Here is a 25,995-nt window from a genome sequence, read left to right as displayed (position 1 = left end):
ACCGCCATTTCCGGGGCGGGGTTTGACTCCCGGCAGCTCCACCAAGAATTGGATTGCACCTGGGGTGAGCGGCTTTAATCGTCATACGACGGCGATGTCGCGTTGTGCACGCCCGACATCGCATCACGAGAACATGTGTGAACTTTCGCAGCTAGAACGAGGAGCTCTCATGACCTATCGCCCTGTTGCTTGGGTGCTCGGCGCAGTGGTTGTGGCGGCCATCATTCCCGTCACGGCCCATGGCGAACCGCCGACGAAGTGTCTGACCAACATTCCCAGTGGCAAGCAGGTCTACGTGCCCTGCGACCTGCTCAACGCCGGCGCCAATTTCCCGCCCGGTCAGCGTTGCCCTCCACCACTTGAGCAGTACCCGAAGGATGTGGCGGCCTGGTGTGGCGAAGGCCCTGGCCTTGCGAGTCCTACGCCCGCGAGTCCTACGAACCCCGCGACATCAACGAGTCCTACGAGCTCTGTGCGGCCTACGAGCCCCGCGACCTCAACGAGTCCTACGAGCTCTGTGCGGCCTACGAGTCCCGCGACCTCAACGAGTCCCGCGACCACAACGAGTCCTGTGACCACAACAAGTCCTGTGACCTCAACGAGTCCCACGAGCCCGGCGGCTCCGGGCGACGCAGGCTGACGACGTCCGCGTTTTGGCCCTCCTGCCACGTGGTTGGTCGCGACAAGGATCACATCCGCGGATCGCAGACTGCACAGTCGCGGCGAAACCTATGCTGCCCACATGAGCGAGTTTCATGCGTCGCCGCCGCCGGATCTGCCCGGCATCCCCTCGGCCGAAGGGCCCCTGCCCGGCCCGGAGCAATTGGTCGGCCGCCCCCGCGCGTTGGCCGTGGACCTACTCGGCGAATTGCACGGTCCGCTGTTCTACGCCGACTTCAACGGCGGCTTCAGGAAGCTCTACGCGTGCTCGCTGGAGCTCGTCACCGAGCTGTGCGACGAAAGCCGCTTCGCCAAGAATCTGACCGCGACCCTCGCCCGAGTCAGGCCGTTAGCCGGCGACGGCTTGTTCACGGCCTACCACGGCGAACCGAACTGGCAGAAAGCCCACGACGTCCTGTTACCGGGTTTCAGTTACGCGGGCTTGCGCGCCTATCACGGCGCGATGCTGGACATCAACTGCAAACTGATCGACCGGTGGGACGCCAGCGCCGGAGTCGGGCCGGTCGATGTGTCAACCGACTTGCAAAAGCTGGCGATGGACACCGTCGCGCTCGCCGGATTCGGTTCGCGCTTCGACTCTTTCGACTGCCCGGGCCTGGCTCCGATCCCGCAGAGCTTCACGACCGCCCTGGGGGAGTTGGAATCTGACGCCCCAACACCGGTGTTCGAGGACGAGTTGGCCACGTTGTACTCGTTCATCGACGGGCTCATAGGGGAGCACCGATCCGGTGACAGTGAGTTCGACGACCTGTTGGCGCTGATGCTGCAACAGGATCCGGACGGGAAACCTGTGCTGGAAACGGAGAACATCCGCAATCAAATCATGACCTTCCTGATCGCCGGCCAGCTCACCACGTCGGAGTTGATGCCCAATACGCTGTACAACATCGTCAGCGATCCGACGGTGCTACACCGGGTACAGGCCGAGGTGGACACCGTTTTCGGAACCGAAGATGACTACCTGCCCGGCTACGACGACATCGGCAAGCTGACCTATCTGCGGCAGGCTATCGAGGAAACCCTGCGGCTAACCCCGCCGGTGCTCAATTTCGATCGAATGGCCTTGGAAGACACCGTGATCGGTGGCAAGTATCCGATCAAGCGCGGCGAGGCGGTGACGGTACTGACCGGCGCGCTGCACCGCCAGCCGGGCTGGGGCGACAATGTCGAACTCTTCGACCCCGACCGCTTCGCTCCCGAGCGCTCGGCTTCCCGGCCGTCCGCGCTGTTCAAACCCTTCGGAACCGGCGCACGATCCTGCATCGGCCGTCAGTTCGCGCTGCATGAGGCGGCGATGGCGCTATCCCGGCTCATCCATCGCTATCGCCTCATCGACGCGTACCACTATGTGCCGCAATGGGAAACCCCCCTCAGTCGCCGGCCGGTCGGATTCCGGCTCGATGTCCTCCGGCGCACACCGCAGGACCGCCAGAGCGACACACCCGGCGTTGCGGCCGCGGCCGTGCAGAACGTGGAGCAGCACCCCACGGCAATCACGGCCGGCACCAGGATGGCCATCTTCCACGGCTCGAACCTCGGCACCTGCCGCGCGCTGGCCCGCCAATTCGCCGACGACGCCACGGCATTGGGCTGCACGGCGACGGTGGCACCCCTCGACGACGCCGTGGGCGGGTTCCCCGAAGCCGAGGCCATCGTGATCATCGCGTCCTCCTACAATGGGCAGCCGACCGACGATGCGCGCGCCTTCCTCACCTGGCTGCTCGATGCGAACACCACGCTGAATCCGACACCCAACGTCGCGGTTCTCGGCGTGGGTGACCACAACTGGGCGGACACCTACCAGGCGATCCCGCAGCGCATCGATGAGCGCCTCGGCGAGCTGGGAGCCAACCGATTGGTCCCGCGGGCAGCGGCCGACACGTCGGGGGACATGGTCGGCACGATCGAGGAGTTCGCCGCCGCGCTGTGGTCATCATTGGCCGAACACTTCGGAGACCCCGACGCCGCGCCGGTCACGGACGCGGCCGAACCGCTTTACGAGTTGCGCCAGATCGTCGGGCCGGTGACTGCGGCGATGGACGCACGGTCGGCGGTGATCCCGATGACCATCGTCGAGAACACCCAACTGGTCAGGCCCGGGTTGGGTCAAGCCAAAACCAATGTCCGCGTGGACCTTCCGGACGGCGTCGACTACCAGACGGGCGACCACCTCACCGTGATGGCCGACAACCCACCCGAGGTCGTCGACGCGGTTTTGGCGCAACTTGGCATCGACCCTGGACTGAGGCTGGCGATCAATCCTCGGCGCAGCTCTCGGCGGCTCATCGCGCTGGACCGAGAGGTCAGCGCCCGAGAGCTGCTCACGCACTTCGTCGAATTGCGCAAACCGGTGACCAGCAGTCAATTACGCACTCTTGCGGCGGCCAACAGTAATCCTTCGGAGCGCCAGCGGCTCAGCGAACTGGCCGAGGTCCCAGACGGCTGCCCGCTCAGCGTGGTGGAGTGCCTCGACGAGTACCCGGCTTGCGATCTCACTGGAGCCCAACTCCTCGAACTGCTCGACCCGATGGTGCCGAGACACTATTCGATCGCATCGTCGTCAATGCTGTCACCACGCACGGTGGGACTGGTCGTCAGTGTGCTCGATGCGCCGGCCCGTTCCGGTCGCGGCATGTTCAAAGGTGTCGCGTCCAACTACCTCGCGACCGTCCAACCCGGACAAGTGATCCGGGCGCGCGTGGACCCGGCCCGGCAGGCATTTAGGGCCGGTGCCGATCCGGCCAAGAACGTGATCCTGGTCAGCGCCGGTACCGGCGTCGCGCCGTTCCTCGGTTTCCTCGGTGACCGACTGGCCGCACAACAGGCCGGAGCGCCGGTGGAGCCCGCGTTGTGCTTCTTCGGGGTGCGTGACCCGGAGGTCGATTACATCTTCCGAGAGCGATTCGAGCAGGCCGAGGCCATCGGCATCGTGCAGATGCGCCCGGCGTTCTCCCGAGCGCCGCAGGACGGGGTTCGCTACGTGCAGGACCGGATCGCCGCGGACGCCGACGACGTGTGGGATCTGTTGGGCGACCCGGCCAAGGACGCTCATGTCTACGTTTGCGGCGACGGCGCGCGGATGGCGCCCGCGGTGCGCGGGTCCTTTCTCGACATTTACCGGGCGCGGACAGGCGCCGACGACCGTCAGGCCCGCGATTGGCTGAACGCTCTCATCGAATCCGACCACTACGTCGAGGACGTATGGGCAGGCTGAATCTGCACGTGCATCCCAGGTTGCTTCGACTGATCGCCATCGCCGGTGTGGCGGGCTTGGCGGCATGTAGCCACCCGACGACTCAACCCGCAGAGGCGCCCATGATTACCAGCGAGCCGTTCGGTCAGGTGGGTGGGACCCCGGTGAGCCGCTACACGCTCGACAGTGGGCACGGCATGCGCGTGCGAATCCTGACCTACGGCGGCATCATTCAGTCGATCGAGGTACCCGATCGCAACGGACGTGTCGACAATGTGGTGCTGGGCTTTCCGACGCTGGCCGGCTACCTGGACAACACCGGACCCGCCAAGACCTACGTCGGAGCGATCATCGGCCGCTATGGCAACCGGATCGCCAAGGGGGCTTTTTCGTTGAACGGCAACGAGTATCACCTGCCGATCAACAACAACGGCAACAGCCTGCATGGCGGAACCGCGGGCTTCGATACGAAGGTGTGGCAGGCCAGTCAGCAGAACGGCAGCGACAGCGTGGGCCTGAACCTCCAATTCGTCAGTCCCGAAGGCGAAATGGGTTATCCCGGGACGCTGACGACGAGCGTCACCTACACCGTCAACCGGAGAAACGAACTGCGCATCGACTACCACGCGACCACCGATGCGCCGACCGTGATCAACCTGACCAATCACAGCTACTTCAACTTGGCGGGTGAGGAAACGCGCGACGTCTACGACCAGAAGGTCACGATCGACGCCGACCACTACACGCCGACCGACCAGACACAGATCCCGACCGGCCAGATCGCCCCGGTGCACGGCACACCGTTCGACTTCACCTCACCGACCGCCATCGGCGCGCACATCACCGCGAACGACCCGCAGCTGCTGCTGGCCCATGGGTTCGACCACAACTGGGTGATCAACCGCGCCAACAACACCGGCCTGGCCCAGGCCGCCAAGGCGGAAGATCCGCGGACCGGGCGCACGCTGACCGTCTCCACGACCGAGCCCGGCCTGCAGTTCTACACGGCCAACTTCATCGACGGCGCGTTCACGGGCACCAGCGGGCATGCCTACCGGCAGGCGGCGGGATTCACGATGGAGACCCAGCACTACCCGGATTCGCCGAACCACCCGAACTTCCCGACCACGACGCTCAATCCCGGCCAGACCTACGATTCGACAACGGTTTTTGCCTTCGGCACGCAATGAGCGCCGGTCGGCTCCACTTGGTCAGTCCTTTCAAACACCTACCTGACTCCGCGCGGCGGGCATAAGCTCTGGCTGTTCGGCGATCGCAGAGGTAATGGGAGCGGCGCGGTGTCCTTTGTTCTTGCGTTGCCAGAGGTGATGTCCGCCGCGGCCACGAACGTGGCCTCGATCGGCTCGACGGTGGCAACGGCGGACCAGGGCGTGGCGACCGCCACGACTCGGGTCCTGGCCGCGGCCCAGGACGAGGTCTCCGAGGCGATCGCCGCCGTGTTCTCGGCCCACGGCCAGGGCTATCAGGCGCTCAGCTCGCAGGCGGCGGCGTATCACAACTGGTTCGTGCAGGCGCTGACCGGCGCCTCCGGCGCGTACACCGCCGCCGAGGCGGCCAACGTATCGCCTTTGGCCGCCCTCGAGCAGGCGCTGCTCGGTGTGCCCCAGCAAATCCAGCAGATCCCCACGACGCTGGCGGCCGGATTCAACCAGGAATTCAATGTTCTATTCGCGGACCCACAGTCACCGCTCCTGGCGCTGCTTACCGGCGACAATCCGTTGACCGGAATCGTCGGGACCAACAACCCGCCGCCGTTGTTGCCGCTGCTCCTCGGCGAAACGGTGCAGCACACCACCTATAACGGGATGCCCGTCGTGCAGATCACGCCGGCTCATCCCAACGGCGACTACGTGGTGGCCATCCACGGGGGCGCGTTCATCTTGCCGCCGTCGATCTTCCACTGGATCGATTACACGGTGATGGCTTACCAGACCGGCGCGACCATCGAGGTGCCGATCTACCCGTTGCTGCAGCAGGGCGGCACCGCGGGCACGGTGGTGCCCAACATTGCCGGCCTGATCTCCTCGGAGATCGGGTTGCACGGGGCCTCGCACGTCAGCGTGATCGGTGACTCCGCGGGCGGCAATCTCGCCCTGGCGTCCGCCCAATACCTGGTGGCCCATGGCCAAACCGTGCCCTCCTCGATTGTGTTGCTGTCCCCCTGGCTAGACCTCGCGCACGACGGGGGGCAGATCGGCAGGGTTTGGGCGAACAACCTCTCGGTGACCAACTATGAGGTGAGTCCGCTGTATGGGTCGCTCACCGGGCTTCCGCCGACGTATGTCTACTCGGGCTCGTTCGATTCGCTCTTCAACGAGACGCTCGCCCTGCAGCAAGCGGCCCTGGCCGACGGGGCCCCGATGGGCTTCGTGCTGGCTCAGGGCCAAGTGCACGACTGGATCCTGCTCACTCCGACCGGCCCCCGATTCTGGGCGCAGATCGACCAGGAACTTGGTCTCGTGCACTGAGGCGGGTGATCCGGTGATCCTCGCCATCGATTTGGGCAAGACGTCGTGCCGGGCGTCCGCGGGCGGCCGCAGGGCCGAGGGGCCGGGCGCGCCGGGCCTCGCGGCGCCCGGCGGAATGCGGGCCGCGCAGGCGGCGATCCTGGCCGTCGCGCGAGATCTCGGGCCGGTCGACGAGGTGGTCGTGGGCGCGGCCGGGGCGCTGGCCGCTCCGGAGGCGGCGCGCGCGCTCGGCGAGGCGCTGCTGGCGTCGCTGCGGGCCGAACGGGTCGCGGTGACCAGTGACGGCGTGATCGCGCACGCGGGCGCGCTGGGCGGGGAGCCGGGCGTCGTGCTGATCGCGGGCACCGGGGCCGTGGCGCTCGCCATCGACGCGGATGGCGCGTTGCGAACGGCCGACGGCTGGGGCCCGTGGCTGGGCGACGAGGGTGGCGGCGCGTGGATCGGCGCGGCGGGCCTGCGCGCCGCGCTGCGCGCGCACGACCGCCGCGGCCCGTCCACCACCCTGCTCGATGCCGCCCGCACCCGATTCGGCGCGCCGAGAACCTGGCCGGGGCAGCTGGCCGATGCCGCGGCGCTCGCGTCGTTCGCGCCCGCCGTCCTCGCCGCGGACGACGATCCGGTGGCGTCGGCGATCGTCGGCGCCGCCGCCGAGGCACTCGCCGCGACCGCCCGCGCGGCCGGGGACGGCCCGGTCGCGATGGTCGGCGGCCTGGCGGGCGCGGCGGCCCTGCGCAGACGGCTCGACCTGATCCCCGCCGCCGGCGACGCGCTCGAGGGCGCCTTGCGGCTCGGCGCGATTCACGAGCCGCACGTGATCCGGGTGCGGGCGGCGGCTTGCCGCCTTGGGCTCGACGCGCTCGCCACCGAGGCGTCCCTTCCCGGCCTCGACGACCTCGACCTGAGGCCCGTCGGCGAGGTCGTGGCGCTGCTCGTCGCCGCCGAGGGCGACGCGCACGGCGCGGTCGCGGCGGCGGTTCCGCGGATCGCGGCGGCGGCCGAGGCCATCGTCGCGCGGCTGGAGCGGGGAGGCCGGCTGATCTATGCCGGCGCCGGTACGCCCGGGCGGCTGGGAGTGCTCGACGCGGCCGAGTGCGCACCGACGTTCGGCACCGACCTGGTGCGGGCCGTAATCGCCGGGGGCAGTGCGGCATTGACCGAGGCGATCGACGGGGCGGAGGACGCGTTCGACGCCGCGGATCTCGCCGATCTGACCGCCGCCGACGCGCTCGTCGGGATCACGGCCTCCGGCCGAACGCCGTACGTGCTCGGGGCGCTCGAGCATGCGCGCGCCGCGGGCGCGCTGACGGTCGCGATCGTCAACAACCCGGGCAGCGAGGCGTCCGCCGACGTGGTGATCGAGCTGCCGACCGGGCCGGAGGTGCTCGCCGGCTCCACCCGGCTGACCGCGGGGACGGCGCAGAAGGTGGTCCTCAACGCGCTCTCGACGAGCGTCATGATCGGGCTCGGCAAGGCCTACGGACCGCGGATGGTCGACGTCCGCGCCACCAACGCCAAGCTGCGCCGCCGCGCCGTGCGGATCGTGCGCGACGCGGCCGGCGTCGACGAAGAGTCCGCGGCCGCCGCGCTCGCCGCCGCGGGCGGTCACGCCAAGACCGCGATTGTCGCGCTGCTCGCCGGCGTCGACGCGGCCGAGGCCGTGGCGCGGCTCGACCGGGCGCGGGGACGCGTGCGTGACGCAGTCATCGGGAGGGCACGATAATGGGCACCGGCCGACACAGGGGAATCACGTGAACGTCGACAGCTCGCTCAGCAGCCGCGCCTTCGCCAAGCGGAAGGCCATCGCTGGAGTCGTCGTGCTCGCGCTCGTGGCGGGTTGCTCGCGCGGCGAGGCGTCACACACAGCGGTAACCGAGAGTTTGCAGCCGACGCCGGTGCCGGTCGCCGCTCCCGCTCCTGCGCCCGCACCCGCACCCGCGCCCGCCCCCAGCGTCCCACCGGTCTCCAAGCCCCCCGATGCGACTCCTGCGGCTGACTTCGGAACGGTTTCCAAGCTGATCAACGACGCGATCGCCGCGAACAGGCTGCCGGGTGCCGTGGTCCTGATCGGCCACGCCGGCCAGCTCGTCTTCCACCAGGCATATGGCTCGCGCAAACTCGCGGGCGAGCCCGGGCTGGACGGATCGCCCGCGCCGGCCGAGCCGATGACCGAGGACACGATCTTCGACATGGCGTCCCTGACGAAGATCCTCGCAACCGCGCCGGCCGTCATGCAGCTCTACGAACAGGGCAAGGTGCAGTTCGACGATCCCGTGCAGCAGTACTTGCCTGACTTCAACGAGGCGAACGACCCGCGGCGCGCGAAGGTGACCGTTCGCATGTTGCTGACCCACACGTCGGGCGAGACGGGGGACGTCGAACTCAAAGATCCGTGGGGACTGGACGCAGTGGACAAAGCGGAAGGCGTTCATCGCGCGCTCACGACGCCGCTGGAGTCCGATCCCGGCGGGGGTTTCCGCTACTCCGATATCAACTTCATCCTGCTCGGCGCGTTGATCGAGAAGCTCACCGGCGAGCCGGAAGACGAATACGTCGCCGCACACATGTTTGGGCCGCTCGGATTGGAGGACACCCGCTATCTCCCGGCGGCCAAGGCCTGCGGTGCGCACACCGTGCGGGGAGCCGCGATCGGGTGGGCCCCCGCGTCGACGGGGGAGGCGTGTCCCGCGGGCGCGTGGAGCACCGATCTCCTGCCGCGCATCGCGCCGACGGCACACGATGAAGAGGGCAGGGCCGATCCGCCCCGGAATCCCGATCTCGATTACCTGCTGCGCGGCACGGTGCAGGACACGACGGCGCGGCGCATGGGTGGGGTGGCTGGGCACGCCGGTGTGTTCTCGACGGCGCACGACGTCGGCGTCTTCGCGCAGGCGTTGCTCGATCGGCTTGCGGGTCGTCCGAGCGAATTCCCATTGGCCCAAACGACTTTGGAGGCAATGACGGCTCCCCAGCAGCCGGGCCACACGCCTCGGCAACTGCAGGCGGCCAACGACGCCATCCGGGAGGCGGTCGCGACGAGACCGAATGCGACACGTTCGCTGCTCGCCCCGCACTATCCGGCGATACCGGGGCAAAACCTGCGCGGCTTCGGCTGGGACATCGACACCCCGTTGTCGATGGCGCGCGGCGCGAGCTTTCCCATCGGCAGTTTCGGCCACACCGGCTTCACCGGGACCTCGGTTTGGATAGACCCGCGCTCGGACACCTATGTGGTCCTGCTGACGAACTCGATCCATACGCGGGGCAGCGAGCCGATCTCCGATTTGCGCGGGGAAGTGGCGACGGCGGCGGCACGAGCCCTAGGTCTTTAGACCCGCTCGAAGTGTTGGTAGTCCAGGGGAGCCGTCCATTCGCCGCCCCAACGCCAGCCGCGATCCGTAAAGGCGTGCACCGCCGGGTCGCCGATATGCAGGAGCCCCGGGTCGGTGCGGGTGCGGTCCAGGTAAGCCGCGGCGTTGCGCGGTTCGAAATATCCACTGGCGTAGAGGCAGGGGTTGATACGCGTATTGATGTCGATCGCCCGCCCGTACGCGTGCGGCGACCACTCGTCGGTGCCGGGGATGAGTCGGCAATTGAACGCCGACGTGTTGTCGTCCTCCATCGACAACTCGTCGTCCGCGTCCGCGTAATGGTCGACCGTTTGCATCTTTTCGACGGGATAGCCCAGCCGGTAAAGCTGCTCGAAGATCGCGACGACGTCGGGCACCAGGTCCTCGTGCACGATCAGCTGGCCGCGGTGGGTCTGGCCGTCGAAGCCGACGAAGTTGACGTCGACCCGTCGCAGCTGTTCCGGCTCGACGGGACAGCCCGGCCGCCAGGTCGTGCCGAGTTCGGCGGCGCTGACCGGCTCCACGGTCGCACCGGCGGGTGCGGGCGGCGGACTCGCCGTCGGCGGCGCGGCGGGTGACGACGACACGGCCGCTGACCACGACGGTTCAGGTTTGGCCGCGTGCGGGGGCGCGGCGGTGCATTGCACCAGCACGACGCCGGCTGCGAGCACTTCCGCCAGCACAGCACACGGCCGTTGGAAGGGCATCGTCCCAACGCTACCGCGCGACTTCCTCAAACCTCGGTGTCTTGCGCCCATCTGGGCCGGCGCGCTTGTCGGGCATGCGGCGAACGCGCCGCCGCCAGCGACGCCGCGCTGCCACCGTTGATCGCGGTCAGCGGGGGCGGCTGACCCTTGCGCAGCGTCGCGATCAGCTCGCGGTACGGGCCGATGAGGTAGACGGTGTCGCCCGCTTGCAGTCGGGCGTCGCGGCGGGGGCGCAGCCTGACCGGCCCCTCCGGCCGGATGATTGCGATCACGCGCGTCTGGGTGGACATGTCCACCATTCGCAGCCCGTCCAGCTCGCTGCCCTCCGCCACGAGCATCCCGCCCACCATGAACGAGCGCTGCCCGACCCAAAACGTCCCCAGCACCTGCAGGCCCATCGCGGCGCCGATGAACCAGGGGGCGGCCAGGTCGACGATCGAGCGCACGTTTTCGAATCCGAACCGCTGATTCACCGCGGTGCCCAGCGCGCGGCCCTGCACGCGCATGACGATCGGCGTCTTGGTATCGGATCCCAAGATCTCGAGCAGCACGATCCCGGTCTCGATGTTCTCCATGTCGTCGCTGGTCACCACCGCCACCCCGCGGGCCCGATCGACGCGGGCCGACTCCAGCGTCTGGCGCATTGCCGGATCCCCGAAGATCACGGGGACGTCGAGTTCCGCCGCGGTCGACAGGAAGCGGTTGTTCTCGTCGCTCTCGATGACCAGGACGTCATATCCGGCAGCCGCCAGCTCGCTGACGACGCGGATGCCGACGGAACCCAGTCCGATAACCACGACGTGGCCGCGCATTTGGCGTGCCCGCCGGAGTCCGGCCAACTGGACGAAGCGGCGCGACAGCAGCAGGTCCGCAAGGAAGGCGACCAGGATGGCGGTCACGATCGCACCGCTGAACATCAACCCGACGGCGAATAGTCGCAGGAAAACGGGTTGTTGGGTGAAGTTGAATTCACCGTAGCCCACGGTGGTGATCGTCTCGGAGGTGAAATACAGGGCGTCGACCCACGACATCCGCGGGTTGCGGTACGTGAAGTGCACCACGGCCGTCGAACCGAGAATGAGGAATAGCGCGAACGCCAACGAGGGATAAAGCATCGGGTTGATGTCGTCCCGCATGGCGCGCGTGGCGTCGATTATGCGCCGCACCCGGGAGTGGCGGGCGCGCGTCGAGGTCGGCGGGGGCACGGTGATCCCGCGGGCTTCCAACTCGTCCTTGACGCCGATCATCGAGGTCCAGTCGCCGGTGTAGACCCGCTGATCCCGTCCCGGGCATGGCACCACCTCGCCGGGGGAGGGCGACTGCTTGCCGTGGACCACCGCCACCGGGGCGAGGTCGCCGTAGATATCGCGCAGCGTCCCGTCGTGCGGCGCCTCTGCTCCCCAGACGACGAATTCGATGCCGGCCGTGTCGAACTGGTGCGCGTTGCGCGACAGGACCGCCTCGACGAGGGACGGCGTCGCGAGCTCGGCGACGTCCAGGATCGCGCCGGGGCCGTTGACGGTGGACACCGCTTCGCGCAGCACGTCATTCGCGAGACGGGCCACCACGCGGACGTCCGGGCTGTATTGCCTTGCCAGCAAGGCGATCTCGAGGTTGATCGCGTCGTTGGGCCCGGCGCAGACGACGGCGCGAGCGCGATGTACCCCGGCGCCAAGCAGATCGGCGGCGGTGTTGATCTTGATTATCCGAGCGCCGGCGCCGCGCAGCTCCTCGGCGATCGTTCTCGACAGCGCGTCGTCACCGGCGACGATGATTTCGCGATGCATGATCTCGCGCGTCGGTTGGGGACCGGGTTGCCCCATGCGCTCGTCGATAAGGTCGATCTGTGCCCTAAGCCGGGGAGCCGATGACATCGTCTTCATGGTTCGGCCTTTCGCTTTTCGTTCATATGACTATCGGCCACCGGTCCGGGGAGTGCCACCGGAGGAGCGCGGATACAGAAAGTCCTGCGGTGCAACAGGTTCGACTCGGGCCCGTCACGTTGACGAAATAGTCGAGGTGTACAAAACGCTGGCGACGTCCGCCGGGCGCCCCGTGAAAGCCAAGGAGGATGCCGTGTCAGAACACACGCCCGACGACATCTTCAAACTGGTCAGGGACGAGAACATCGAGTACGTCGACGTCCGCTTCTGCGACCTGCCGGGCACCATGCAGCACTTCACCATTCCGGTCTACGTGTTCGACGAGAACGTGTTCGAGGAGGGCCTGGCGTTCGACGGCTCCTCGATTCGCGGGTTTCAATCCATCCACGAGTCCGACATGTTGCTGCTTCCCGACGCGGAGACCGCGACCATCGACCCGTTCCGCGAGGCCAAGACGCTGAACGTGAACTTCTTCGTGCACGACCCCTTCACCCTGGAGTTGTATTCGCGCGACCCGCGCAACGTCGCCCGCAAGGCCGAGAACTACCTGATCAGCTCCGGCATTGCGGACACCGCCTACTTCGGCCCCGAGGCGGAGTTCTACATCTTCGACTCCGTCAAGTTCGACTCCAACATCAACAGCTCGTTCTACAAGGTGGACGCGACATCCGGATGGTGGAACACCGGACAAGACTTCGAGTCCGACGGCACCCCCAACCGCGGCTACAAGGTCCGGCCCAAGGGCGGATACTTCCCGGTCGCCCCCACCGATCAGTACGTCGACCTGCGCGACCGGATTCTCACCAACCTCACCAACGCCGGTTTTTTGCTCGAGAAGGGCCACCACGAGGTCGGCAGCGGCGGCCAGACCGAAATCAACTACAAGTTCAACACGCTGCTGCACGCGGCCGACGACCTGCAGATGTACAAGTACATCGTCAAGCAAACCGCATGGCAGGCCGGCAAGACCGTGACATTCATGCCCAAACCCCTGTTCGGCGACAACGGCTCCGGCATGCACTGCCACCAGTCGCTGTGGCAGGACGGCGTCCCGCTGATGTACGACGAGGAGGGGTACGCCGGCCTGTCGGACACCGCGCGGCACTACATCGGCGGTCTGCTGTACCACGCGCCGTCGCTGCTGGCGTTCACCAATCCCACGGTGAACTCCTACAAGCGCCTGGTTCCGGGCTACGAGGCCCCGATCAACCTGGTGTACAGCCAGCGCAACCGCTCGGCGTGCGTGCGCATCCCGATCACCGGCAACAACCCGAAGGCCAAGCGGCTGGAATTCCGTTGCCCCGACTCGTCGGGCAACCCCTACCTGGCGTTCTCGGCGATGCTGATGGCCGGCCTGGACGGCATCAAGAACAAGATCGAGCCGCCACCCCCGATCGACAAGGACCTCTACGAGCTGCCGCCCGAGGAGGCCGCGGAAATTGTGCAGGCTCCCACCCAGCTGTCCGCGGTGATCGACCGTCTCGAGGAGGACAGCGAATACCTAACGGAGGGCGGCGTTTTCACGCCCGACCTGATCGAGACGTGGATCACCTACAAGCGCGACTACGAGATCGCGCCGTTCAACCTCCGGGTGACCCCGTACGAGTTCGCGCTGTACTACGACGTGTGACGCCTGGTCAGCCCGCCTCGATGGCCGCGACTTTCGCGGCCGCGTCGGGTCCGCAAAAACGCTGGAGGTCCACCGGGCCGGCCGCCAGCAGGTCGTCGATGCGCCTCTTGAGGTCGCCCGAGGTGAGGTGGGCGTACAGGTTCGCGCCCGGGCACGAAGTCGCGGCGAGGTCGCGATGGCCCGCCAATGTGCTGCTGGCGACGTGAAAGTTCTGGGCGGCCCAGGCGAACGCGAGGGCCGCTGCCTGAAGCTGGGCTTCCGACACGGCCTCTTGGTCGAAGTCGCCCTCGCAGAGGACCAGGAAGTGGCCCGTCGTGTTGTAGTCGGTCGCGGTGTCGCCCGCGAATTCGGTGCTTCGCAGCTCGTAGACGTTGCCGTTGCGATCCACGCCGACGTGATACGCGATGTCGATCCATCCCTTGTCGTCTTGGTGGTACCGCTGGTCGGAGCGCAAGTGGCTCGGGGCATTTCGGTTGTCGCCGAGGACCACCGCCTCGTGGTGCAGAGTCATCCGGGTGATGGTGTGGGGCTTCCCACCGGCGCGGGCAGGCCGCGCGCCCCATGCGTCCCGGCAGAGCAATTGCGCCGATCCAGCGGCCGGGGCCGCCGCGGCAACGTCCGTCCGTGCCGCACTCGCGCCGACCGCCGACGCCAGGCCGACGCCACCGGCCAGCCGGAACAGCTGACGGCGGTCCATGTCCAATGCTCTTACTTCGCCGCGCCCGGGCAGTACGCGGCGACGGCGGCCTGCGCCAAATGCAGGGCGTCGTCATTACTGAACCGCTTCGGCCACGCGTTGCCCGCGGCCTTGTCCTGGTTCTGTGCGGCCAGGATGTTGTTCACCGTGGACTCGAGTGGCTCCGGCCGCGGCGGCAACATCAGGAAGCAGGTGTGGTGGCCGAGCTCCATGAACCGCTGGCGGATGGCAGCCTTGCCGCTATCGCCGATTCCGTAACTGTCGAGCGTGGACAGGAATTGGGCGTCCGCGCCGTCGGCCGGGGCGTTGGCCGCGCTCGAGGCACTGACCGTCACGGTGGCGGGCCCCGGCGACATCGCCGTTTTGTCTCGCGACAGGTACACGCCCACGGAGATGAGACCCGCCAGGGCGGCCACCGCGAGCGCCGCCCCTCCGATGAGGACCCCAACCGGCGTCTGCCTGGTTTGGCTGCCCGTCATGCCCGGCCTCCTCCGACTCCCGGATGGTTGCCAAGGGCGCGCGCGCTTCGTGGACTACGCCGACCCCTCGCCCGGGCTCCCCAGGCAACCCCAAGTCCAATCAATATCGCACCGTTTGCGCTCCGGAGTTCAACGACACGTCAATGGCCGATGTCGCAGTCTGTCACGGCGGCGGCGGTCCGTACAGTGCGCTAGGACGCCGGCCCGAGCAGGTTGGCATTCTGCGGGCAGTACGCGTGGACGGAGATGTTCACGTAGGTGTCGGCGTCGAGACCCGGATTGCTCGTCCGGAATGCTCCGACGATCTGCGGCACCGTCATCCCTTGGCGGATGTCGTCGCATACCACCTTGCCGTTGTGGATGGCTGCCTCGGGATTGGCGAACGAGATGCCGTGATCGTTCAGATTCTGCACGTATTTGTTGTCCTGATCCGGCGTGGACACGATTGCGGATGGCCCGGTCGCCGAGGCCGACGGCGCCGCGGATGCCGTCGAGCCCGCGTTGGGCGCGGCCGGTTGCGCACTTTTGGGGGGCGGACTGAACAGCCAGAAGCCCAGGACGATCACCCCGGCCAGGCCGAGACCGCCCATCAGCAGCGCGCCGGCCTTACGCCAAGTGGCGCTCCATGATTCGCGCTCGGCCGGCGGTTCGGCGGCGACGTCGTCGTAGTCGCGCGCGGACGTGCGGTCGGCTTCATCCGAAGCCGCGTGATTGGGTACGGCAACCGTCTCGGCGCGGTTGAGCCCGAACGTTTCGTCGGCAGCCGGGGACGGCTCGGCCATGACCGCAATGGTAGCCATCGGCGGGCGATTGTGAGAACCTCGCGTCATGTCGGCCCCCATGGATTTGCTTCGGCGCGGGCTGCAGTACGAGGTTAGTGTCGGGGCGTTGATAGAGATCGCGCTGTGGCTCGCGATCCCATACCTGGCCATCGGCTTCGTCTGGGCGACCATGCACACCGAGCAGACGCAGCGAATTCAGGCGCGGCTGGAAACCATAGTCCCGGCGGCCCCCGAAGCCGCGGCCTTCGGGCTGACGGCGGCGCTGTGGCCGGCTTCGATCCAGATCGCCGATGCCTGCCCGGCCAAATGACTAGCCCGCGGTGACCCGTTCGATCGTGTGTGGCGCCACGCCCAGCCCGCGCAGGCAGAACCGCAGCGCGCGTTCGCGAACGACGGCGCGGTCCCATCGATGCGTTGCCCACTGCCGCTGGGTGCCCGCCCACACCACGCCGTGAATCGACTTCGCGGCGGTCGACGGAACGATGTCCTCGAACACGCCGAGTTCGAGGCCGCGCTCGAGCTGCTCGATGAGCGGCTCGAGTATCGCGCCGTAAGCGGGCGCGACCATTTCGGGGGAGGAGAACGCCTTCGAATGAGCCTCCAGCGACAGGCGGCGCGCACCGGAGTCGCCGTTCTCGCCGAATGCGAGCTCGAGTCGCCCGTCGACCCAGGCGACCACCGCTTCCACCGGGTTGGCGGTGTGGGCCATCTTGCCCCTCAGCCGCTGTGTCTCCATGCGTGCCAACTCCAAGAAGACCGCTGCGACCAACTGATCCTTCGAGTCGAAGTGCCGGTAGAAGGCGCGCGTGCTCAGCTGCGCACGCTCCAACACGGCGGCGACGCTGAGCCCGCGGACCCCGTGGTCGTGCATTGACTGGGAGGCGGCGTCCACGATGGCGCACCGAACGTCGGGATCGGGGGCGAGCTTGTTCCGTCGTTGCGTTAACGAGCTGGTCATGGTGGTTAGACGAGGGTGGCCCGGTTATACAGACGTTTCATAGGTGCCTAGGTACCCCGCCGAACCGGTCCCGGAAACCTTTCGATGCCGCCCAAATGAAAATTAATGGTTTCACTCCGCGTCGCCTAACTCGCGGCGGTGACTTGTTCGATCGTCTGGGGCGCCACGCCCAGCCCCCGCAGGCAGAATCGCACCGCGCGGTCGCGGACGTCGTCGCGGTCCCAATGGTTGGTCGCCCACTGCCGCTGCGTGCCGGCCCACACGACGCCGTGAATCGACTTGGCAGCGACCGTCGGGACGATGTCCCTGAACACGCCGAGTTCCAGGCCCCGCTGGAGCTGCTCGACGAGCGGCTCCAGGATGGCGCTGAACGCGGGGGTGACCATCTCGGGAGTGGAGAACACTTTCGATTGGGCCTCCAGCGACACCTGCCGCAGCTCCGCCCGGATGTCCTCGTCGAACGCGAGGTCGAGCCGCCCGTCGATCCAGGCGGCCACCGCCTTGATCGGGTCGGTGGCGTCCGACATCTTGGCCCGCAGCCGCGACACCTCGCTGCGTGTCATCTCCAGAAAGACCGCCGCAACCAACTGGTCCTTGGATTCGAAATGCCGGTAGAACGCCCGGGTGCTCAGCTGCGCGCGTTCCAGCACCGTGGCGACGCTGAGCCCCCGAACCCCCTGCTCGCGAACCGATTTCGAGGCAGCGTCGACGATCGCGCGGCGCACGTCGGGGTCGGGCGGAAGCTTCTTGCGTCGTGGCGTGACCGTATGGCCGGCATATTGCTGCGGACGCGCTCGCGGATCCCCCTGCCCCGTCATAGGTAGTAAAAATAATCTGCTGATCGCCAGTACACATCACTTTCGGGAACCCCGTGTCGGGTGAGTTTGCGTGTGTATCGGAAAAATGTTGGCCGGGGCCACTATTAGACGAATGCACAATTGTTCAGCGCAAATTTGTTCCTGTGGACTTGTGGCTGGTCTCGGGGCTTTTGCCGGGGCCGTTCGCATGGTGTTAACGGCGGTAACTCAATTGCGTTTCACGGGAACAGGTTTGCTGATGTCGGCCAGCGTGCCGCAAATTTCTCGCGCCCCGTGCCGGACAAATTATTAACTTGAAAACGGCGATTTCAGTGAACTATGGTTTACCGCCGGGCGAACCCTCATACTCGTGAACCGTGGCGATTGGCTCTAGGCTGCGGGCCATGGCTATTGACCGGGCCGCGCTCCTCGCGGGCAGCATCCGACTGGCGTCGGGCATCTCCTTCCTCGTCGACCCGCTCCGGGCGAACCGGTTGTGGGGCGATCCCGAGGAGCCGACGCCGACGGCGCGACTGTTGCTGCGTTCCATGGGCTATCGCGATGCGCTGATCGGCGGGCTGCTGGCCGCGGCGGCGCTGCGCGGCAAGGGAACCCGCGGCTGGTTCCTGGCCTCCGGCGGTGCCGACGCGGCCGACCTGCTCGGCGGGATCAGTGTGCACGACGAGTTGAAGCCGTCTCAGCGGCTCATCGGGCTGGGGGGTGCCGTCGTCGGTATCGGCGTTGGGCTCTGGGGCGCGACTCGACGGATCCCGGGTGGAGCGAAAGGGGACCGCACATGCGAATCGGCGTCTTGACTGGGGGTCGACCTAACCGGCCGTTTGCAGGAGTGACAAATGCGTGCGCTCCCGCTCGGTCAGCTCGTTGGAGGTGATCGCGCCGAAGGTGGCGGCGTCGCGCGCAAACCGGGCCGGCGCGTCGGGCAACGCGTCCGGGCCTTCGAGCCGGAAACAACTCGGCGCCAGCGGACCGAAGAGCAGGGCGCGCCGCAGCTGCGGCCAATCATCGGGGTTCGGCTCGACCCCCGCGGCCCGCGCGAAGGCCACGGCGACAAGGTTCATCTTCGTCTTCTGGGACGTCCCGCGCCGCGAGCGATAGGCCGCGATCGCCGATCGCTGGTCCGCCTCCGGGGGCGACGGGATGCAGCCACCCCACGTGTACGCGATCCATCTGGCTTGAAGTTCAAGCGGCACAAAGTATCCGCCCGACTGGTCCCACATGCCCATGAACGCCAGACCCGGGAGGTCGGGATGGAAGGTGTATCGGTCGGCGTCCATGTGCTCCGAGTCCAGGTCGAGGATCCGCCGAATGTCCTCGTCGAGAAACGGCATCGAAAGTCTGAACCCGGTGCCGAACAGTATCCCGTCGAATTCCTCGGTGCGGCCGTCGGCGAACGCCACGGCGGTGTCCGCGATCGACGCCATCCACGGGCGCACCGCGATCCGGCCCTCCGCCACCAACGGCAGGTAGTGCTGGTTGAGGGTCAGGCCGGCCGCGGACAGGGACGGGTCGGGCGTTGGCGCGCCGTACTGCTCGGGGCTCCCCGCCGACTCGAGCACGAGCTCCTTCAGCTGCCGGTCGGTCTCGGCCGGCGGCAGCGTCTCGCTGGCCAGCGCTTCGTAGCGCGTGTAGACCCGGTGATCCGAAGGGACGCCGGCGGCGAACTTGGGCAAGACGTACCGCTGGCGCCGCTGGGTCACCACGACTCGCGCTGCGCCGAGTTGGGCGAGCTCCGCCGCGATCTCGAGCGCGCTGATGGCGCAGCCCGCCACCAGAACCCGCTTGCCCCGATACGCGTCCGGCCCCCGGTAGTCGTACGTCGGCGTCGCGCCCGCCGCGCCGGCGAACGTCTCGAGCCCGGGCACCGGGGGAATGGCGGCGGAGTGAAACCTGCCCGTCGCCACCACCACCCGCTCGAAGCTCTCCTCCCCGCCGGGGTGACGAACGAGCCACCGGGCACCGTCTCGCCGGACGAGGTCGACTTCGGTCCCGGACCGGATCCGCTCGGCGAGCCCGAACGTTGCGGCGTAGCGACACAAATAGTCGAGGATGTCGCGATTGGACGGATAGACGAGGTCGGTGTCGTGCTCGAGGTCGCCGAAGGCGGTCAGGAGGCGGCTGCTGTTCGTGTGCATGCTCGGCCACACGCCGCTGCGGCCGTCGAGCCCCGCCCATTGCCCGCCGAGCACGGGTGAGCGCTCGAAGATCGTCGGCTCGAAGCCCTGCGACAGCAGCCAGCGCGCCGCGATGAGACCGCCCGGTCCCGCCCCGATCACCGCGACGTTTCCGGCCATCCTGGAACTCTAAATGCTTCAGCCCATGCCGATGCGAATGTTCTTGAGTTGCAGGAATTCGTGGAGGCCGTCCAGGCCGCCGGTGCGGCCGAACCCGCTCTGCTTGAAACCGCCGTACGGTCCCTGCGGCGAGATGTCGCTGAACGTGTTGATCCACACCGAGCCCGCCTCGAGCCGGCGCGCCGTGCGATGGGCGCGGGCGAGGTCGCGCGTCTGGACGAAGGCGTTCAGACCGTACGGTGTTTCGTTGGCGATGCGCACCGCTTCGGCGTCGCTGCCGAACTTCATCAGCGACACCACCGGGCCGAAGGTCTCCGTCTGGGCCAGCGTGGACGCGTTGTCCACGCCGCCGAAGACCGTCGGCTCGATGTAGTACCCGGCCGCCAGCTTGCCGCCCAATCTGCTTCCGCCGGTGAGCAATTCGCCCGCGTTGCTGCCCACCGCGGCGTCGATCTCGGCGATGATGCGGTCGGCGGCGGCCTGGCTGATGACGGGTCCGAACACCACACCTGGGTCGAACGGGTCACCCGCCGTGGCGCTGTTGACCACGCCGACGAACCGCTCCGCGAACGCGTCGTAGACGGATTCGTGCACCAGGATCCGGCTGGCGCAGGCGCAGCTTTGTCCGGACTGGATCAGCGGGCCCTGGTGGGCCGACAGCATGGCCGCCGCGTCCAGGTCGGCGTCGTCGAAGACGATCATCGCCGACTTACCGCCGAGCTCGGTGACCACGGGTGTCAGGTTCGCCGCCGCCGCTCCGAGGACCTTGCGGGCGGTCGCCGCGCCGCCGGTGAAGTGCACCTTGCGGACGCCCGGGTGACGGACCAGGGCGTCGCCGCCCTCGGGCCCGGCCGGCACCACGTTGACGAGCCCGGCCGGTAGCCCGACCTCGACGCACAGCTCGCCGAAGCGCAGCGCTGCGAACGGCGCCACCTCCGACGGCTTGAGCACGACGGCGTTTCCCGCCGCCAGCGCCGGGGCGACGCACGACGCGATCACCACCAGTGCGCCATTCCACGGCGTGATGACGCCGACGACGCCGTAGGGCTCGCGTTCGACGAGGTTGACGTCGAACGATTCGGCCACCGGCGTGCTGACGCCGTGCGGTTTGTCCACATAGCCCGCGAAGTGGCGCAGAAATCGTTCGAGCAGAATCGCGTTGCCGGCCAACGAGATCGGGACGGCGTAGTCGTGCACGTTGAGCCGCGCCAGCTCGTCGAGGTTGTCATGGACGGCGTCGGCCAGATCGATCAACTTGTCCCGCCGGCGATCGGCGGTGAGCGACATCCATTCCCGGTGGGCCCGCCAGCCGGAGGCGACGGCGTCGTCGATCTCGGCGGCCCCCGCCAGTTGCACGCTCGCGTTGGGTTGGCCGGTGGCGGGGTAGATGTGCTGGTGGGTCCCGCCGGAAGACCGGGTGACGCGGTCGCCGGCGATCAGCAGTCCGCCCGGCAACGACGAGTTCACGTCGCGGTCGCTTCCGCGTGCCATTCGGCCGTGACGCGCTGCTTCTGCTCGCCGATCACCTGGCTCAGGTTGGCCGCCTTCGGCCAGCCGTAGTAGGCGGCGAAATGCAGCGCCAGCTCGTCCATCTCGTCGAAGGAGACGTCGCGGCTCTTGAGCGCGGCGTACACGTGGCTCAGGATCGGGATCGGCGCGTCCTGGATGGCGACACAGGCCACCGTTATCAGGCGCCGCTCCTTCATGCCCAGCCCCGGTCGCAGCCACATCTCGCCGAAGACGAAATTCAAAATCCCCGCGCCGGAGTAGGGGTTGTCCCGAATCGGCACGAACGGAATGCAATTGACCGCCTTGAAGCATTCCTCCCCGGTGGCCAACCGGCTTTCCGGATCGCTCGGCGTGACCAGCGGCAGCAGCGGCTGGGGCGGCGGCACCGCTTCACCGCGCTCGCGATGGATCCGCTCCCACTGCGCGTCGACGGCCATGTTTAACCGCGACGCCTTGGGCCACCCGGCGTATACCGCGAAATGCAGCACGGTTTCGCGCATCTCGACGATGCTCAGGTCGCCGCTGTTCAACGCCGCGTACACGTGATCCTGCAGCGGGCCTTCGGCGTCGGCGGCCGCGACACAGGGCAGCGTGACGAAACGCCGGTCCCTGCGGCTCAAAATCGGCCGCGACCAGACCTCGGCGAAGATGAACTCGATCAGGGCGCTGGTCGTGGGGTTCACATCCGCGGGCGCGGGCACCGTCATTACCTCCGCGAACTGGCGCAGCCCGCGTTGCGAACGTTCTGGCATGAAATCTGCTCTCTTCGTTGAACGTTGGGCCGCCTAGCGCAGCGTGACGCCGGCGTCCACCTTGAATTCCAGCCCGGTGACGAACCGGGACTCGTCCGACACCAGAAACAGCACCGCGTTGCTGATGTCGATCGCCTCGGCCATCAGGGTGGGCAGGGCGTTGAGGAAGATGGGGACCAAGTCCGGTCGCTGTTCGGCGAGGAGCGCGTGCATGGACTCCGGGCGCATCCCCGTCTCCACGCCGGTCGGGTGCACAGTGTTGACGCGAACACTCTGTGCGGCAAGCTCGTTGGCCAGCGCGCGGCTCAGCCCGACGACGCCGTGTTTGGACGCCGTGTACGGCAGGTGCAGCGGGGTGCCCTTCAGCCCGGCCGACGAACTGACGAGGATCAGGCTGCCGCCCCGGTCGACGAGGTGGGGAAGCGCGGCGGCGCAGGTGTTCCAGGTGCCGATGAGGTTGACGTCGACGACGGTGCGCCACTGCTGCGAAGTCGTCGTGTCCCAGGTGCCGACGGTCAGCACCCCGGCGTTGGCCACGGCGGCGTCCAGCCCGGCCAATTCGGCGACGCCGTCGTCGACCGCCGCGGCCAGGGCCGCCGCGTCGCGGATGTCCACCACGCGCAGGACCGCGCGGCGGTCGTGCTTTTCGACCAGTCGCGCGGTTTCCTCCAGGTCCGCGCGCGAGGCGAGGGGATACTCGATCTCCGGCAGCGAGGCGCAGATGTCGACCAGGATCAGGTCGGCCCCCTCCTCGGCCAGCCGCACGGCGTGGCTGCGGCCCATTCCGCGCGCGGCGCCGGTTACCAGCACCCGCTTGCCGGCGACTCGCCCGGTGGCACTCATAACTTGTTGCAGAATCCGGCGTCGACGGGGAAGGTCACCCCGGTGACGTACTTGGCGTCGTCGGAGACCAGGTAGGCGACGGCGGCGCTGATGTCCTCGGGCTCCAGCAGGCCGACCGGCATCGGGTTCTGCAGGTGCGGGCCGCCGTCGGGATAGTTCTCGAGGAATTCGGTCATGGCGGGGTTGACCGCCATCATGGTGTTGACCGCGGTCGGGTGCACGGTATTGACCCGGATGTTCACCGGCGCAAGCGCATTGGCGAGTGTTCGCATCAGCCCGACGATGCCGTGCTTGGACGCCGCGTAGCCCAGGCCGCCGCCCTGCAGCCCGCCGAAGCCTTTGAGCCCGGCCGTCGAGCTGGTGAACACGATCGCCCCGCCGCGATTACCGGCGAGCAGGTGCGGAATCGCCGCCCACGCCGTGTGATACGCGCCGTCGAGGTTGACCGCCGTCGCGGCCTTCCACTGCTCGAGTTCCTCTTCGATGGTCAGCTCGCGGAACGCCACCGGGGCGATTCCCGCGTTGGCCAGGACGATGTCGAGGCGACCGAACTGCTCGACGCCGGCGTCCACGGCCGACTTGACCTGATGGAAGTCGCGGACGTCGGCCACCAGCCCGAGCATCTTGGCGCCCTCGCCCTCGACGAGGGCCACCGCCTCATCGAGTTCACCGCGGCTGGCCATCGGGTAGCCGTTGGCCGGGATGTCATCGCAAATGTCGATGCCGACGATGTTGGCCCCGTCGCGCGCCAGGCGAATCGCGTGGCTGCGGCCCTGACCGCGGGCGACCCCGGTGATGAAGGCGACCTTGCCTTCGAGTTGGCCCATTTGATTCTGCCCCTCGGTAACGTGGTTACTCGCTCGGGTACAGTAACATGGTTACCGTGCTTGCAGAAGGGGGTCGGCCCGATCGGATCATCGAGATCGTGGTCGAGTTGCTGGACACGGAGGGCTACGAGGCCGTGCAGCTCCGCGAGGTGGCCAGGCGCGCGAAGGTGTCCCTCGCGACGATCTACAAGCGCTACGCCACCCGCGACGAGCTCATCGTCGCCGCCCTCGACTGGTGGATGGACACCAATCGCTACGCGAACCTTCCGTCACCGGCGGGCGCGAGCGGCGACTCGCTGTACTCGGATCTGATGGCTGTGATGCGGACGATTTTCGAGCCGTGGGAGCGGCACCCCACGATGCTGCGGTCGTACTTCCGCGCGCGATCGGGCCCGGGTGGCGAGAGGTTGATCCAACGCGGCGTGGACGCGGTGGTGCCGGTCGCCAAATCGATTACGGCCCGGGTTGATTCGGATTACGCGGAAGACCTCGAGCTGATCCTGACGGGCGTCGTCTTCGGGTTCCTGGCACGTTTTGCGCAGGGCGAGATCGAGGTCACCGAGATCGTGCCCGGGATCGAGCGCGCCGTGTTCTGGCTGACGGCGGCCTACGAGAACCGCGCTGTGGCGCGATAGTTCAAGTGCCGCAAAATGTTTGGTACGCGCCGAAATCCTCCGGCGCGGGGCTGGCGTAGCGCTCGAGACCCGGTCGTTCGTCGTATGGGGCGGTGACGGCGGCGAGCAGGCGTCCGAGTGGATCGAGATCGCCGGCCGTCGCCGCGGTGAGCGCCTCCTCGACGAGGTGATTGCGCGGAATGTAGACGGGGTTGGTGCGGTCCATCGATTCGGCGTCCGGGCGCAGGGCTCGCCAGCGCGACAGCCAGTCGTCGAACCCGGCGAGGTTGATGAACAGCCCTCGCGCGCTTTCCGATTCGCCTCGCGCCGCGCGGCCGAGGTGGCGGAAGAAGGACGTGTAGTCGACGTGGCTTTCGTTCAGCAGCGCGAGCAACTCGTCGACCAGCGGCGCGAGGACCTCGGCGTCAACGCCGTCGGAAAGGCCCAGCTTGGCGCGCATGCCGGCCGACCACACCGCGTCGTAGCTGGGCCGGAAGATTCCGAACGCCTCCTCGGCGAGCGCCACCGCCTCCTCAAGGTCGTTGGACAGCAACGGAATTAGTGACTCCGCGAACCGGGCCAGGTTCCATCCGGCGACGACCGGCTGGTTGCCGTAGGCGTAGCGTCCCCAGAAATCGATCGAGCTGAAGACCGTGTCCGGGTCGTAGGCCTCCATGAAGGCGCACGGTCCGTAGTCGATGGTTTCGCCGGAGATCGTCATGTTGTCGGTGTTCATCACCCCGTGCACGAAACCGATCAGCATCCACCGGGCGACCAGCGACGCCTGGACGGCGACCACCGCTTCGAACAGCGCCAGGTAGGGCCGCTTCGCCTCCGCCGCGCCGGGATGGTGGCGTGCGATCGCGTGGTCGGCGAGGCGCCGCAGCAGATCGATCTCGCCGGTGGCCGACGCGTATTGGAAGCTGCCCACCCGCAGGTGACTGCTGGCGACGCGGGCGAGCACGGCGCCCGGGAGCACCGTCTCGCGCTGCACCGGCCGTCCGGTAGCGACCACGGCCAGCGATCGCGTCGTCGGGACACCCAGTGCGTGCATCGCCTCGCTGACGATGTACTCGCGCAGCATCGGGCCCACCGCGGCCAGGCCGTCGCCGCCGCGCGCGAACGGCGTCGCGCCGGAGCCCTTCAGATGGATGTCGCGCAGGCGCCCGCCGTCGTCGGCGAGCTCGCCCAGCAGCAGGGCGCGCCCGTCGCCCAGCCGCGGGACGTACCCGCCGAACTGATGGCCCGAGTAGGCCTGGGCCACCGGGGTGGCGCCGCCGGGGACGAGGTTGCCCGCCAGGAACCGCAGCCCCTCGGGGCTGCGCAGCCAGCCGGCGTTGATGCCGAGCTCCGCGGCCAGCGGCTCGTTGAGCGCGAGCAGCCGCAAGTCCGGGGCCGCTTCGGCCTGCCAGCGGACGGCCATTTCCGGCAGCTGGCGAAAAAACCGGTCCTGCAAAGCAACGGTGGTGTCCGGCGCGACGCTCACTTCACCGAG

At 67.8% G+C, this 25,995-nt stretch carries 22 protein-coding genes and 1 pseudogene; 10 read left to right on the top strand and 13 right to left on the bottom strand.

The window, feature by feature from the left end; all coding sequences use genetic code 11:
- Positions 1-742: 742 nt before the first annotated feature.
- The 6 genes and pseudogenes from AC5Y7V_RS11345 (at position 743) to AC5Y7V_RS11320 (ending at position 9,692) form a co-directional block, all read left to right on the top strand.
- Positions 743-3,895: a bifunctional cytochrome P450/NADPH--P450 reductase gene (locus AC5Y7V_RS11345; RefSeq protein ID WP_499880106.1), complete on the top strand. Its 3,153-nt coding sequence runs from the start codon at positions 743-745 to the stop codon at positions 3,893-3,895.
- Positions 3,896-3,996: 101 nt separating this feature from the next.
- The gene (locus AC5Y7V_RS11340) at positions 3,997-5,064 is read left to right on the top strand and encodes an aldose epimerase family protein (RefSeq protein ID WP_499880105.1); all 1,068 of its coding nucleotides are present in this window, start codon (positions 3,997-3,999) and stop codon (positions 5,062-5,064) included.
- A gap of 138 nt (positions 5,065-5,202) precedes the next feature.
- On the top strand, positions 5,203-6,363 hold the full coding sequence (gene lipY / locus AC5Y7V_RS11335) for a triacylglycerol lipase LipY (protein ID WP_499880194.1): 1,161 nt from the start codon (positions 5,203-5,205) through the stop codon (positions 6,361-6,363).
- 115 nt (positions 6,364-6,478) lie between these two features.
- Positions 6,479-7,096, top strand: a pseudogene (locus tag AC5Y7V_RS11330) (BadF/BadG/BcrA/BcrD ATPase family protein); the annotation flags it as partial.
- An 87-nt stretch (positions 7,097-7,183) separates the two neighbouring features.
- The gene (locus AC5Y7V_RS11325; protein WP_499880193.1) at positions 7,184-8,083 is read left to right on the top strand and encodes an N-acetylmuramic acid 6-phosphate etherase; all 900 of its coding nucleotides are present in this window, start codon (positions 7,184-7,186) and stop codon (positions 8,081-8,083) included.
- Positions 8,084-8,177: 94 nt separating this feature from the next.
- Complete coding sequence (locus AC5Y7V_RS11320) at positions 8,178-9,692, top strand: serine hydrolase domain-containing protein (protein ID WP_499880192.1); 1,515 nt, start codon at positions 8,178-8,180, stop codon at positions 9,690-9,692.
- Here AC5Y7V_RS11320 and AC5Y7V_RS11315 read toward each other — a convergent pair.
- Positions 9,689-10,417, bottom strand: coding sequence for a M15 family metallopeptidase (locus AC5Y7V_RS11315; protein ID WP_499880104.1), 729 nt, complete (start codon positions 10,415-10,417; stop codon positions 9,689-9,691). The genes AC5Y7V_RS11320 and AC5Y7V_RS11315 overlap by 4 nt on opposite strands.
- A gap of 26 nt (positions 10,418-10,443) precedes the next feature.
- Positions 10,444-12,204 carry an NAD-binding protein gene (locus AC5Y7V_RS11310; protein ID WP_499880191.1) on the bottom strand — a complete coding sequence of 587 codons (1,761 nt, stop codon included), beginning with the start codon at positions 12,202-12,204 and terminating at the stop codon, positions 10,444-10,446.
- A gap of 289 nt (positions 12,205-12,493) precedes the next feature.
- Here AC5Y7V_RS11310 and glnA point away from each other — a divergent pair, with 289 nt between their 5' ends.
- Positions 12,494-13,930: a type I glutamate--ammonia ligase gene (gene glnA / locus AC5Y7V_RS11305; protein WP_499880103.1), complete on the top strand. Its 1,437-nt coding sequence runs from the start codon at positions 12,494-12,496 to the stop codon at positions 13,928-13,930.
- A 7-nt stretch (positions 13,931-13,937) separates the two neighbouring features.
- On the opposite strand, the gene AC5Y7V_RS11300 is transcribed toward glnA, so the two are convergent.
- The 3 genes from AC5Y7V_RS11300 to AC5Y7V_RS11290 all read right to left on the bottom strand — a co-directional run bounded on the left by AC5Y7V_RS11300 (position 13,938) and on the right by AC5Y7V_RS11290 (position 15,888).
- Positions 13,938-14,627 (bottom strand): N-acetylmuramoyl-L-alanine amidase, encoded by a 690-nt coding sequence (locus AC5Y7V_RS11300; RefSeq protein ID WP_499880102.1) that lies wholly within the window; start codon positions 14,625-14,627, stop codon positions 13,938-13,940.
- Positions 14,628-14,638: 11 nt separating this feature from the next.
- On the bottom strand, positions 14,639-15,106 hold the full coding sequence (locus AC5Y7V_RS11295; protein WP_499880101.1) for a DUF732 domain-containing protein: 468 nt from the start codon (positions 15,104-15,106) through the stop codon (positions 14,639-14,641).
- Between the two features lie 191 nt (positions 15,107-15,297).
- A complete protein-coding gene (locus AC5Y7V_RS11290) occupies positions 15,298-15,888 on the bottom strand; it encodes a DUF732 domain-containing protein (RefSeq protein ID WP_499880100.1) in 591 nt (196 codons plus the stop codon).
- A gap of 46 nt (positions 15,889-15,934) precedes the next feature.
- Between AC5Y7V_RS11290 and AC5Y7V_RS11285 the strand changes: the two genes are divergently transcribed.
- Positions 15,935-16,198 (top strand): hypothetical protein, encoded by a 264-nt coding sequence (locus AC5Y7V_RS11285; protein WP_499880099.1) that lies wholly within the window; start codon positions 15,935-15,937, stop codon positions 16,196-16,198.
- On the opposite strand, the gene AC5Y7V_RS11280 is transcribed toward AC5Y7V_RS11285, so the two are convergent.
- On the bottom strand, positions 16,199-16,846 hold the full coding sequence (locus AC5Y7V_RS11280; RefSeq protein ID WP_499880098.1) for a TetR/AcrR family transcriptional regulator: 648 nt from the start codon (positions 16,844-16,846) through the stop codon (positions 16,199-16,201).
- A gap of 125 nt (positions 16,847-16,971) precedes the next feature.
- On the bottom strand, positions 16,972-17,664 hold the full coding sequence (locus tag AC5Y7V_RS11275; protein WP_499880097.1) for a TetR/AcrR family transcriptional regulator: 693 nt from the start codon (positions 17,662-17,664) through the stop codon (positions 16,972-16,974).
- A gap of 383 nt (positions 17,665-18,047) precedes the next feature.
- Here AC5Y7V_RS11275 and AC5Y7V_RS11270 point away from each other — a divergent pair, with 383 nt between their 5' ends.
- Positions 18,048-18,458: a DUF4267 domain-containing protein gene (locus AC5Y7V_RS11270; protein ID WP_499880096.1), complete on the top strand. Its 411-nt coding sequence runs from the start codon at positions 18,048-18,050 to the stop codon at positions 18,456-18,458.
- Positions 18,459-18,470: 12 nt separating this feature from the next.
- Here AC5Y7V_RS11270 and AC5Y7V_RS11265 read toward each other — a convergent pair whose 3' ends face one another.
- From AC5Y7V_RS11265 to AC5Y7V_RS11245, 5 genes are read right to left on the bottom strand one after another with little or no spacing between them, the layout of a single operon-like run.
- The gene (locus AC5Y7V_RS11265) at positions 18,471-19,955 is read right to left on the bottom strand and encodes a flavin-containing monooxygenase (protein WP_499880095.1); all 1,485 of its coding nucleotides are present in this window, start codon (positions 19,953-19,955) and stop codon (positions 18,471-18,473) included.
- Positions 19,956-19,973: 18 nt separating this feature from the next.
- Entirely contained in the window at positions 19,974-21,422 is a 1,449-nt protein-coding gene (locus tag AC5Y7V_RS11260; RefSeq protein WP_499880094.1) for an aldehyde dehydrogenase family protein, read from the bottom strand.
- On the bottom strand, positions 21,419-22,216 hold the full coding sequence (locus AC5Y7V_RS11255) for a carboxymuconolactone decarboxylase family protein (RefSeq protein ID WP_499880093.1): 798 nt from the start codon (positions 22,214-22,216) through the stop codon (positions 21,419-21,421). Before AC5Y7V_RS11255 ends, AC5Y7V_RS11260 begins: the two co-directional genes overlap by 4 nt.
- A gap of 33 nt (positions 22,217-22,249) precedes the next feature.
- On the bottom strand, positions 22,250-23,059 hold the full coding sequence (locus AC5Y7V_RS11250) for a mycofactocin-coupled SDR family oxidoreductase (protein WP_499880092.1): 810 nt from the start codon (positions 23,057-23,059) through the stop codon (positions 22,250-22,252).
- A complete protein-coding gene (locus AC5Y7V_RS11245; RefSeq protein ID WP_499880091.1) occupies positions 23,056-23,886 on the bottom strand; it encodes a mycofactocin-coupled SDR family oxidoreductase in 831 nt (276 codons plus the stop codon). Before AC5Y7V_RS11245 ends, AC5Y7V_RS11250 begins: the two co-directional genes overlap by 4 nt.
- A 47-nt stretch (positions 23,887-23,933) precedes the next feature.
- Here AC5Y7V_RS11245 and AC5Y7V_RS11240 point away from each other — a divergent pair, with 47 nt between their 5' ends.
- Positions 23,934-24,521: a TetR/AcrR family transcriptional regulator gene (locus tag AC5Y7V_RS11240; RefSeq protein ID WP_499880090.1), complete on the top strand. Its 588-nt coding sequence runs from the start codon at positions 23,934-23,936 to the stop codon at positions 24,519-24,521.
- A 1-nt stretch (position 24,522) separates the two neighbouring features.
- Here AC5Y7V_RS11240 and AC5Y7V_RS11235 read toward each other — a convergent pair whose 3' ends face one another.
- On the bottom strand, positions 24,523-25,986 hold the full coding sequence (locus tag AC5Y7V_RS11235; protein ID WP_499880089.1) for a protein adenylyltransferase SelO: 1,464 nt from the start codon (positions 25,984-25,986) through the stop codon (positions 24,523-24,525).
- Positions 25,987-25,995: the final 9 nt, after the last annotated feature.

Source organism: Mycobacterium sp. NGS34 (assembly GCF_059812845.1).
This window is presented reverse-complemented; position numbering and strand designations above follow the sequence as displayed.